At 76.5% G+C, this 10,450-nt stretch carries 9 protein-coding genes and 1 tRNA gene; 1 reads left to right on the top strand and 9 read right to left on the bottom strand.

The window, feature by feature from the left end:
* From KJP73_RS10485 to KJP73_RS10475, 3 genes are all read right to left on the bottom strand, one after another.
* Positions 1-444: single-stranded DNA-binding protein (locus KJP73_RS10485; RefSeq protein WP_213282799.1), on the bottom strand; the 444-nt coding region annotated here is incomplete at its 3' end.
* 155 nt (positions 445-599) lie between these two features.
* Positions 600-2,183 carry a GTPase gene (locus KJP73_RS10480; RefSeq protein ID WP_249669291.1) on the bottom strand — a complete coding sequence of 528 codons (1,584 nt, stop codon included), beginning with the start codon at positions 2,181-2,183 and terminating at the stop codon, positions 600-602.
* Positions 2,180-3,871 carry a dynamin family protein gene (locus tag KJP73_RS10475; protein WP_249669290.1) on the bottom strand — a complete coding sequence of 564 codons (1,692 nt, stop codon included), beginning with the start codon at positions 3,869-3,871 and terminating at the stop codon, positions 2,180-2,182. The genes KJP73_RS10480 and KJP73_RS10475 overlap by 4 nt, the downstream gene beginning before the upstream one ends.
* 175 nt (positions 3,872-4,046) lie before the next feature.
* Between KJP73_RS10475 and KJP73_RS10470 the strand changes: the two genes are divergently transcribed.
* Positions 4,047-4,119 (top strand) — tRNA-Arg (locus tag KJP73_RS10470).
* Positions 4,120-4,210: 91 nt separating this feature from the next.
* Here the strand turns inward: KJP73_RS10470 and KJP73_RS10465 are convergent.
* From KJP73_RS10465 to KJP73_RS10440, 6 genes are all read right to left on the bottom strand, one after another.
* The gene (locus tag KJP73_RS10465) at positions 4,211-4,483 is read right to left on the bottom strand and encodes a DUF1905 domain-containing protein (RefSeq protein WP_213282797.1); all 273 of its coding nucleotides are present in this window, start codon (positions 4,481-4,483) and stop codon (positions 4,211-4,213) included.
* Positions 4,484-4,565: 82 nt separating this feature from the next.
* Complete coding sequence (locus tag KJP73_RS10460) at positions 4,566-5,015, bottom strand: hypothetical protein (protein ID WP_213282796.1); 450 nt, start codon at positions 5,013-5,015, stop codon at positions 4,566-4,568.
* 144 nt (positions 5,016-5,159) lie between these two features.
* Positions 5,160-6,845, bottom strand: coding sequence for a dipeptide ABC transporter ATP-binding protein (locus tag KJP73_RS10455; protein WP_213282795.1), 1,686 nt, complete (start codon positions 6,843-6,845; stop codon positions 5,160-5,162).
* Entirely contained in the window at positions 6,842-7,789 is a 948-nt protein-coding gene (locus KJP73_RS10450) for an ABC transporter permease (RefSeq protein WP_433995167.1), read from the bottom strand. The genes KJP73_RS10455 and KJP73_RS10450 overlap by 4 nt, the downstream gene beginning before the upstream one ends.
* A complete protein-coding gene (locus tag KJP73_RS10445) occupies positions 7,786-8,745 on the bottom strand; it encodes an ABC transporter permease (RefSeq protein ID WP_213282794.1) in 960 nt (319 codons plus the stop codon). Before KJP73_RS10445 ends, KJP73_RS10450 begins: the two co-directional genes overlap by 4 nt.
* A complete protein-coding gene (locus tag KJP73_RS10440) occupies positions 8,745-10,379 on the bottom strand; it encodes an ABC transporter substrate-binding protein (RefSeq protein WP_213282793.1) in 1,635 nt (544 codons plus the stop codon). Before KJP73_RS10440 ends, KJP73_RS10445 begins: the two co-directional genes overlap by 1 nt.
* Between the last annotated feature and the right edge of the window lie 71 nt (positions 10,380-10,450).

Below are 10,450 nucleotides of genomic sequence, written 5' to 3'. Positions count from 1 at the left end.
GCCGCCGCCCGTCCCAGGGTCCGTCCCACCGCCGTCGGCGCCCTCGCCGCCGCCCGACCCGTTCCGCACCTCGTGGACGGTGCGCGAGAACCGGCTGGTCCCGCGGGCCAGGTCGTGCCCGACGGAGTCCGCGGTGAGCTCCGCCGTGGTGCGCGTGTGCCCGTCGGCCGCCACCCAGTCCTCCAGCCGCAGCCGCCCGTGCACGACCACGGGATCGCCGCGCCGCAGGCTCTCCGCGACGTTCTGCGCGAGCTGCCGGAACACCTTGACCGTGAACCAGCTGGTGTCCGCGTCGACGTACATGTCGCGTTCCCGGTCGTAGACCCGCGGGGTGCTCGCCAGCCGGAACTTCGTGAAGGGCACCTGCCCCTCGTCGCCCCGGTAGACGGTGGGCTCGTTGCCGACCCAGCCGACCACCGTGAGGTCGAGCTCGTTGACCGCCATTGCGTCCTCCTCGTCCGTGCCGGCACCCGGTCGGGCCGGCCGTGGACGACACGCTGGCCGACCCGCCAGACCCCGCGCTCCCGGCCCGGCTCCGCCCTGGGGACCACGCGACCGCGCCAGCGCTGTGGACGGCTCGGCGCGCCGTGATCGTGCGGTCAGCCCTGCCGCGCACCCGCCGCGAGCTCGCGCACCCGCCGGTGGTCGGCGAGCACGGCCCGGGTCGGCGCGGCGAGGCACTGCTCCGCCACGCCCTCCAGCGCCCGGCGGCCGTCCTGCCGCACCCGCTCCGCCCGGCGCACCGCGGCCGACCGCCGCGCCCGCACCGCGAGCACGGCGCACAGCACCGTGAGCACCACGAGCCCGGCGGCCACGGGCCACAGCAGCCGCACCGCCTCGGACGGACCGCCGCTCCCGAGCGCGACCCCGCCGCCCACGGCCGCCACCACCACGGCGGCGACGCCGAGCACGAACGCCAGCACGGACAGGGCCGCCGCGAGCCCCGAGCGCCGGGCGACGACCGCCACGTGGGACAGCGCCTCGTCCGCGGCGGACCGGATCTGCTCGGTCTCCGCCAGCCCGGTGCGCACGGACTCCGCCCACCGGCGCGGGAGCCGCGCCGTGACGGCGTCCGCCCACTGCCCGCGGGCCAGCGCGACCGTGCCGGGCTGCACCGAGACGAACGAGGGCAGCGGGTCCTCGCTGCCCCGCACCACGGCGGCGACGGCGTCGGCGATGGCGGGCAGCCCCGCGGCCTGGGCGAGCGTCACGGCCACGGGAGACACGTCGAGGGCGTCGGCGGGCGGCTCGGCATCGGCGACCTCGCCCTCCAGCAGCCGGGCCGAGTCCACGATCTCGGCGGACGCGCGCCGCGCGGCGAGGCTCTGCCGGCCGACCACCTCGGCGAGCGCGTCCCGCATCTCCGCGATGCCCTCCCCGGTGCGGGCGGAGGTGGTGCGGACCGGCACGCCGGTGAGGCCGTCCTCGACGAGCAGGCGGGCCACGTCGGCGACCAGGGCGTCGCGCTGCTCCGGCGGCACGGTGTCGACCTGGTTGAGGACGACGAGCATCGCGCCCTCGTGCCCGACGAGCCGGCGCAGGTACCCCGAGTGCAGCGCGTCGTCGGCGTACTTCTGGGGGTCGACGACCCACACCAGGAGGTCCGCCATCGGCAGCAGGCGGTCGACGGCGGCGCGGTGCGCGGGCTCGATGGAGTCGTGGTCGGGCAGGTCGAGCAGCACGAGGCCGCGCAGCGGCGCCTCGGTCTCGCCGTCCAGGGCGCTCTCGCGTTCGATGCGCCGGTCCGGGTCCACCTCGAGCCAGTCGAGCAGCGCGTCCCCGCCGGTGCCCCACACGCAGGCCGTGGCCTCCGCGGTGGTGGGCCGCTTGACGCCGACCTCCGCGAAGTCGAGGCCGCAGATCTCGTTGAACAGGCTGGACTTGCCCGAGCCCGTGCCGCCGAGCAGCGCGACGACGGTGTGGTCGACGCCGAGCGCGAGCCGGGACCGCACCTGGTCGCCGATCGACCGGACGCGGGCGGCGGTCGCGGGGTCCACGCGGTCGCCGGCGACGACGAGCGCCTCGTCCAGGCGCGCGAGGCGCCGGGTGAGCGCGGCGGTGTCGCTCCGGGCGTCCTGCTCGGGGGCGACGCCGGTGGAGCGGGACGTCGGGCTGGCGGGGTCGACGACGGTCGCCGCGGCCTGGCCCTCGGGCGCGGGTCCGTCGGTCGTCGGCCCGGTCACGTCAGCCCCTTGATCACGGCGAGGCGGAGCCGCAGCAGCGACGCGGCGTCCGGGGCGAGCTCCGGCCGGTCGAGCACCGCGGCGGCCGCGGCGCCCTCGCGGTCGGCCTGGGCGGCGGCGTGCTCGACGAGCCCGCCCCGCAGCGTCCCGACGGCCCGGGTGCCGCGCTCCCCCAGCAGGTCCACGAGCATCCGCTCGGCGGCCTCCAGCCCCGCGGCGGCCGCGAGCGCCAGCGCCGCGAGACCCTCGTCGCCGAGCGCGCGCTGGGCAGCGGCCGCACGCTTCGCGGCCGTGGCGGCGGCGCGTCGGGCCGCCCGGTCGGCACCGGCCTGCACGGGGCTCGGCGTGGTCCCGGTCAGCACCTCGACGGCGCCCCCGACCCAGTCCCGCGCGGCGCGCTCGACCTCTCGCGGCCGGTCGGCGGCGCGGTCGGTCGCCGACCACAGCGACGCCGCGGAGGGAGCGCCCGCGGGCCCGGCCGCGAGGGCGTCCCGGAGCGCCCGCTCGGTGGCGGCACCCACGGCGGCGAGGGTGGAGGACGCCGACGACACGAGGTCCTGCACGAGCGGCAGCACGGCGGCGCCACGGTCCCGGCCCGCGCGCCGCGAGCGGTCCACCCGGCCGGAGCCGCGCACGACCCCGGCCAGCGGGCCGCCGGGGGCGGTGAGCTCGGCCCACCGCGCCTGCGCGGCGCCCTGGGCGACGGCGCCGCGGCGGACGGTCCGGCGGGCGTCCTCGGCGGGCTCGCGCGTGGCGTCGGCCAGCAGCGAGCGGATGGTCGCGGCGGCGGCGGCCTGCCGCTCGACGGCCTCGGCGAGCTCGTCCACCCAGGGCCGCAGCGCGGCCAGCGAACCGCGCAGGGTGCGGGCGACGACGGTCCGCGCGCGGTCCGGGCCGGCGAGCATCGTCAGCCACCGGGTGATCGGTGCGATCAGCGCGGCGTCCAGCGGCCCCTCGTGCGGGCCCAGGTCGGGGACCACGAACAGCGGCGAGCCCTGCATGTCGTGCCCGCGCAGCCGCTCCAGCAGGTCGCCCCGCACGGTCGGCAGCGACGCCGGGTCGACCCGGTTGAGGACCATCGCGACCGACGCGCCGCGCTCCCGCGCCCCGCTCAGCACCCGCCACGGCAGCGCGTCGCCGTACCGGGCGGCGGTCGTCACGAACAGCCACAGGTCCGCGGCCTCGAGCAGCCGGTGCGCGGCCCGGCGGTTGCCCTCCTCGACGGAGTCCAGGTCCGGGGCGTCCATCAGCGCGATGCCGCGCGGCACCCGGTCGGACTCGACGACCGCGACCGCGTCGGTGACGGGGTGCTCCCGGACCAGCTCCGCGTCCTCGGGGTGGTGCACCAGCACCGGCCGGCGGGTGGTCGGGCGCAGCACCCCGGCGACGCTCACCTCCGTGCCGACCAGGGAGTTCACGAGGGTCGACTTGCCCGCCCCCGTGGAGCCGGCCACCACGACGATCGCGGGTGCGGACAGCCGGCGCAGCCGCGGCACCAGGTGGTCGGCGAGCTGGTCCACCAGGCGGGTCCGCGAAGCGCGGTCCGCCGTGACCCCGGGCACCTCCAGCGGGAAGCCGGTGGCCCGCACGTCACGCAGCAGGTCGGTGAGCGCGTCCAGCAGGGACGTGGCGGCGAGCGGCCGGTCGAGGACCTCCCTCGCGGCCGTGCTCTCCGCCTGCGCGCTCACGGCCTCATCCTCGCCCGTCCGGGGGACGGCGGCCAAACCTACGCGCCGTGTGACCTGCGCGGGAATCCGGCCGGGCAGCGCGCGGGCCGGCCGGGCAGGGCGGCACCGGGGAGCCCCGGCCGCGTAGGCTGGTGCGCCGGACGGGCACCGTGCCGCGCGAGGCCGCCCCGGACGCGCCTCCATAGCTCAATGGATAGAGCAACGGCCTTCTAATCCGTCGGTTGCAGGTTCGAGTCCTGCTGGGGGCACCCACCGCGCGAGGCCCGACCCTGCGCCGGAGCACCACGGGGCCGGCCCCTGGCCCTGCCGCGGCTCGACCGGTGCGACACCCGGCTGGGGCTACCTCGGGGTGATGGTCACGTCGACGGTGTCGCCGACGTCCTTGCCGAGCGCCTTTCGGACCTTGGCGCTGAGCGACACCATGTGCCCGCCGGTCCCGGTCACCATCGCGCCGACGTCCTCCAGCAGCACGTCGTCGACGGCGGCGTCGACCCGGACCGTCCGCCCGGTGCCGAAGAACTCCGCGGAGTCGGGGATCGCGACACAGCTCCAGGTCTCGCCCTTGACCTCGACACCGATCGTCGTCCGGAAGCTCAGCTGCTCTGCGCCCATGACCGCAGCGTATGCGGGGCCTCGCCCTCGACCACGGTTTGCAGGAACCGGCTCGCTGCCGTGCAGGATCGACCGCCTGCCGCTAGACGAACCGGATCTCCTCGACGAGGTGCTGGACGCTCGCCGCACGGTCGGCGGCCGCGGACTCGCGCACGACGGCCTCGGCGTCGTCCCGGCCGCGCTGCTCTCTCAGGTCGCCGTCGATGTCGCCGAGCAGGGCGACGAGCTCGTGAGCCAGGCCGTCACGCAGCTGGCCCAGGGTGGTGTTCCCGATCAGCAGGCGCCGGTCGGAGACCTTGAGCGTCACCCGCGGGTAGCCGCGCTCGGCGAGCCGGTGCGTGCTGTCGCGCCCCTCGATCGCCGTCTTCTCGGGGTGGGTCACCTGGCGGGTGAACACGACCGGAACCGTGTACGTCGTCGGCTCGTCGTCGGTCCCCAGCATCGCGGGCAGCCCGCTGACCAGGATCGACGCGAGCCGCAGCGTGTCGTCGCCGGTGGCGGCCGCATCGGCTGCGGCACGAGCCCCGGGCACGACCGGTTCACCGGTGCGTACGGAGGTGGAGGGGGAAACGGGCTGGACGGGCATGATGCCCTCCGATGCTGGATCCGGGTCGTCGCCTCACGGAGAGGTCCTCGATACCGGGCTGCTGCCAGTCTACGTCCGGCACCTGGCCACTCACCCCGCCACCGCCGCACGCACCCGCCCGCCGGGGATCGCCGCGACGAGCTCCCGCGTGTACTCCTCCTGCGGGTCGAGCAGGATCTGCTCCGCGGTGCCCTGCTCCACGAGCCGCCCGTGGTGCAGAACCCCGACCTCGTCGGCGACCTGCCGGACCACCGCGAGGTCGTGCGAGATGAACAGGTACGTCAGGCCGTGCTCGGCCTGCAGCCGCACCAGGAGCTGGAGGATCTGCGCCTGGACGGACACGTCGAGCGCGGACACCGGCTCGTCGAGCACGACCAGGTCCGGCCGCAGCGCCAGCGCCCGGGCGATCGCGACGCGCTGCCGCTGCCCGCCGGAGAGCTCGCGGGGGCTGCGCCGCAGCACGTCGGGGGGCAGCGCGACGTCCTCGACGAGCTCGCGTGCCCGCGCGGACCGCTCGGCGCGGGCGCCGATCCCGTAGGCGCGCAGGGGCTCGGTGATCACCTGCTCGACGGTGAACCGCGGGTCGAGCGACGCGTACGGGCTCTGGTAGACGACCTGGAACCCGCGCCGGAGCCGCCGCAGGGCCTCGCCGCGCGTCGCGGTGATGTCCTGGCCCCGGAACAGCACGCGGCCGGACGACGGGTGCTCCAGGCGGAGCGCGAGCCGCGCGGTGGTGCTCTTGCCCGACCCGGACTCGCCGACGAGGGCGTAGGTGCGGCCGCGCTGGACGCGCAGGCTGACGCCGTCGACCGCGAGCACCTCGCGGGACGCGGCGCCGCGCGGCAGCGGGAACGCCTTGCGCACGTCGGCGAGCTCGAGCACCGGGACGCCGTCCCCGGGTGCCGCCGCGGGCACGGGCACCGCCGCGGGCACGGGCACCGACGCCGGCGCGACGAGCCGCTCGCTCGCGAGGCTCGGGGCCGCCGCGATGAGCGCCTGCGTGTACGGGTGCTGCGGCGCGTGCAGCACCTCCTCCGCGGTGCCCTCCTCCACCACCACGCCCTGCTCGAGCACGACGATCCGGTCGGCGCGGTCGGCCGCGACGCCGAGGTCGTGCGTGATGAGCAGCAGCGCCGTGCCCTGCTCGCGGACCAGCTGCTCCAGGTGGTCGAGGATCCGCCGCTGCACCGTGACGTCGAGGGCGCTGGTGGGCTCGTCGGCGACGAGCAGGCGCGGCCCGGCGGCGATCGCGACGGCGATGAGCACCCGCTGGCGCATCCCCCCGGACAGCTGGTGCGGGTACTGGCGGGCGCGGGCGGCGGGGTCGTCGATGCCGGCGCGCCGCAGCAGCTCGACCGCGCGGCGGCGCGCCTCGGCCCGCCGGGCGAGCCCGTGGATCACGAGCACCTCCGCGACCTGGTCGCCGACGCGCTGCACCGGGTTGAGCGAGACGGTCGGGTCCTGGGGCACCAGCCCGACCTCGCGGCCGCGCACCGCCTGCAGCTCCTTGTCGGTCAGCCGCGAGACGACCCGGCCGGCGAGCCCCACGGTGCCGCCGGTGACGGCGCCGCCCCGGGCCAGCAGGTGCAGCGCCGCGTGCGCGGTGGTGCTCTTGCCGGACCCGGACTCCCCCACCAGCGCGACGACCTCGCCGGCGCGGACCGTGAGGTCGACCCCCCGCACGGCGCGGTAGGTCCCGCCGCCGGCCGTCCGGTACGCGACCTCCAGCCCGCGCACCTCGAGCACGGGCTCCGTGCCCCGGTCCTCCTGCGTCACTGGTCGTCTCCCGTCGTCTCGAGGGCCCGCGCCACGCGGTTGGCGGCCAGCACCACCGCGACGATCACGAGCCCGGGCAGGGTGGTCAGCCACCAGGCGGTGGCGAGGAAGTCGCGGCCGCCGGAGACCAGCGACCCCCACTCCGGGGTGGGCGGCGGCGTGCCGTAGCCGAGAAAGCTCAGCGCGGACACGGCGAGCACCGCCGCGCCGAGCTCCAGCGCGACGAGCGCCAGCACCGGCCCGGACGAGTTCGGCAGCACGTGCCGGAGCAGCACCGCGTACCACCGCGACCCGGACGCCCGCGCCGCCTCGACGTAGACCGAGGTGGACGTGCGCAGCACCTCGGCGCGCATCACCCGCGCGAACGTCGCGACCGCGCCGATGCCGACCGCGACGGCAATCTTCGCGGCCCCGGTGCCCAGCGCCGTGATGATCGCCAGCGACAGCAGGATGCTGGGCACCGCGAGCAGGACGTCGACCAGCCGGCCCACCACGTCGTCCACCCACCCCCGCAGGAACCCCGCGAGCAGCCCGAGCAGCGAGCCCACGACCAGGCCGACCGCGACCGCGAGCGTCGTCGTCCGCAGGGACAGCGAGGCGCCGTGCACGACGCGGGTCCAGACGTCGCGACCGAGGTGGTCGGTGCCGAGCAGGTGCGCGGCGGACGGCGGCTGCAACCGGTCCTCGGGCACCCCCGTCAGGGGGTCGCCGGACGCGAACACCCCGGGTGCGACCGCCCACGCGGCGACGAGCAGCAGCACCAGGCCGGCGAGCACCAGCCCGGGCCGTCGGACCAGGTACCGGGCGGCCCGCGCGACCCGCGGGCCGGTGGACCCGGCCCCGCGCACCCGGCCGTGGCGCAGGATCGACCGGGCGTCCTCGCGGTCGGTGATCTCGATCTCGTCCGGCGTCCGCGCGAGCGGGCCGGACACGGCGGCGCTCACGCGGCCACCGCCCCGACGCGACCGCGGGACTGGATCCGCGGGTCGAGCAGCGGGTACAGCAGGTCGACGAGGAGGGTGGTGACCACGAACACCAGCGCGGACAGCACCACGACGGCGAGGACCACCGGCACGTCCTGCTGGTCGACCGACTGCACGGTGAGCCGCCCCAGCCCGACGCGCGAGAACACCGTCTCCGTGACGACCGCCCCGCCGAGCAGGGAGCCGACCACCACGCCGAGCATCGTGAAGGCGGGGACGGCCGCGTTGCGCAGGGCGTGCCCGAGGTGCACGCGCAGCCGCCCGGCGCCCTTCGCCCGTGCGGTCTCCACGTACGGCTCGCCGAGGGTGCTGCGCAGGCTGCGGGACAGCACCTGGGCGAGCTGCGCGCCCGGCGGGACGGCCAGCGTGACGGCGGGCAGCACCAGGCTGCGCCACCCGTCGTTGCCGATCGCCGGCAGCAGCCCCGCCCGGAACGACACCAGCTGCAGCAGCACGAGGCCCACGAAGAACGTGGGCAGCGCGACCCCGAGCGGCGGCAGCGCCGACAGCGCCTGGCGCAGCGCCCGGCTGCGCGGCAGCACCGAGGCGACGGCGAGCACGGTGCCGCCGATCACCGCGAGCGCCAGCGCGGCACCCGTCAGCTTCAGGGTCTCCGGCAGCGCCTGGGCGACGAGCGTCCCCGCCGGTGCGCCCGACTGGTACGAGGCCCCGAAGTCCAGCCGCAGGGCCCGCCACAGCGCGTCGGCGTACTGCACGAGCACGGGCCGGTCCAGGCCGTACTGCGCGCGCAGGTCGTCGAGCAGCGCCGGGTCGACGTCCTGCACCTCGCCGCCGGCGCCGGCCGCGAGCGCGGCGGGGTCGCTGGGCAGCAGGTAGAGGACGAAGAACGCGAGGGTGAACGCCGCCCAGAGCACGAGCAGGCCCTGGGCGGCGCGCCGCAGGAGGTACCGGGCCATCAGCGGGCGTCGACCCACGCGTCGTAGAAGTCCAGCCGGCTGGAGCCCTCGAACGTCAGGCCGTGCACATGCTCCGCGGCGGCGATCGTGGTCGACAGCTCGTACACCGGGATGGCGTGGCCGTGCTCGATCAGCAGCCGCGACGCCTCGGTGACCAGCTCCTCGCGCTCGGCGGGGTCGGTGGCGGCGGCGGACCGGTCGAGCAGGTCGTCGACCTCCTCCGGAGCCCGCTTGTTGATGTTGCGGGCGTTCGCGGAGAACACGGTCCGGAGCACGTCCGGGTCGGACCGGGTGAGGTTGTAGTAGTCGAAGTCGAAGTCCCCGTCGGCCTTGATCGCCGTGGACTCCGCGATCTCCACGTGCTGGAGCTGCAGGTCGACGCCGATCTGCCGGAGCTGCTGCTGCACCAGCTCGAGCGGCGCGGGGTCCTGCCAGAACGTCACCGTGGTGGACAGCCGCTGGCCGTCCTTCTCGCGGACGCCGTCGTCGCCGACCTCCCAGCCGGCGTCGTCCAGCAGCTGCTCGGCACCCTCGGGGTCGTAGGCGAGGTCGTCGGCGAGGGACTCGAACAGCGGCGTGGAGTGGGACAGCACGCCGGACGCGGCCTGGTCGCGCTCGGTCAGGACGGTGTCGACGATCTGCTGCCGGTCGATGCCCTTCGAGATGGCGACGCGGACGGCCTCGTCGGACGCCAGCGGGCTCGACTCGTTCGGGAACAGCTGGTACGCGACGCCCGGGTTGGCGCGCTGCTCGAGCCAGAACCCGTTGCCGTCGAACTGCGCCTGGTCGACGGGGTTGATCGCCGCCGTCGCGTCGATCTGGCCGGACTGCAGGCTGCCCGCGCGGACGGAGGCCTCGGGGATGACCTGGAACGTCACGGTGTCCAGGTAGGCCTCGCCGGTGTGGTCGTTCGCGGCCGAGCCCCAGGCGTAGCCGTCGACCTTGGACAGCACGACCTCCTGGTCCTGCGTGTACGACTCGACCGCGAACGGCCCGGAGCCCACGTAGTCGCCGGCGCACCGCTGCTCGGGCGTCAGCGTCGCCGACGCGGGCGACAGCAGGCCGAGCGAGAACGTCGAGCTCGCCTGCAGGAACTGCGCGCTCGGGGCGGCGAAGTCCACGGTCACGGTCCGCTCGTCGACGACCGTCGTGCCCTCGTACCCGACCAGGTACTGCGAGCCGAGCGACGCCGTGGCGCCCAGGGCGACGATCGTGTCGAAGTTCGTCTTCACCGACGCGGCGTCGACGGGCGTGCCGTCGGCGTACACGGCGTCGTCCCGCAGGTGGAACGTGTAGCTCGACGCGTCGTCGCCGACCTCCCAGCTCTCGGCGAGCCACGGCACGATCTCGCCGGACTCCGGGTCCTGGGCGGTCAGGGACGCGACGGTCTGGCGGGCGACGGCGATCGCGTCGTTGTTGCCGACCTGCTGCGGGTCGATGCAGCGGGAGTCGACGGTGATCGCGAACCGGAGGTCGCCGCCCTCGACGGGCTCGGCCGACGCGGCGGCGTCCGTGGGGCCGTCACCGCCGGAGCCGCCCGCGCCGCCGGAGCACGCGCCGAGCAGCAGGGTCGTGGCGGCGAGGGCGGCCGCGGCGCCCGAGCGGGCGTCCCGCCGGCGGGGAGGTGTGGTCATGCTGAGCTCCTGGTGGTCGCCGGCAGGGGCCGGCCGGCGCGGGGCCGGAGCGCGCGGGGGCGCGGTCCGGC

Source organism: Cellulomonas hominis (assembly GCF_901521055.1).
Classification (GTDB): Bacteria; Actinomycetota; Actinomycetes; order Actinomycetales; family Cellulomonadaceae; genus Cellulomonas; species Cellulomonas endometrii.
Note: the sequence above shows the minus strand (reverse complement) of the source record. Positions and strands in the feature narration are given on the sequence as shown.

Coding starts and splice junctions, on each gene's coding strand:
- KJP73_RS10465 (WP_213282797.1), bottom strand. CDS start 4,483: ATGGGCGCAGAGCAGCTGAGCTTCCGGACGACGATCGGTGTCGAGGTC.
- KJP73_RS10445 (WP_213282794.1), bottom strand. CDS start 8,745: ATGGCCCGGTACCTCCTGCGGCGCGCCGCCCAGGGCCTGCTCGTGCTC.
- KJP73_RS10440 (WP_213282793.1), bottom strand. CDS start 10,379: ATGACCACACCTCCCCGCCGGCGGGACGCCCGCTCGGGCGCCGCGGCC.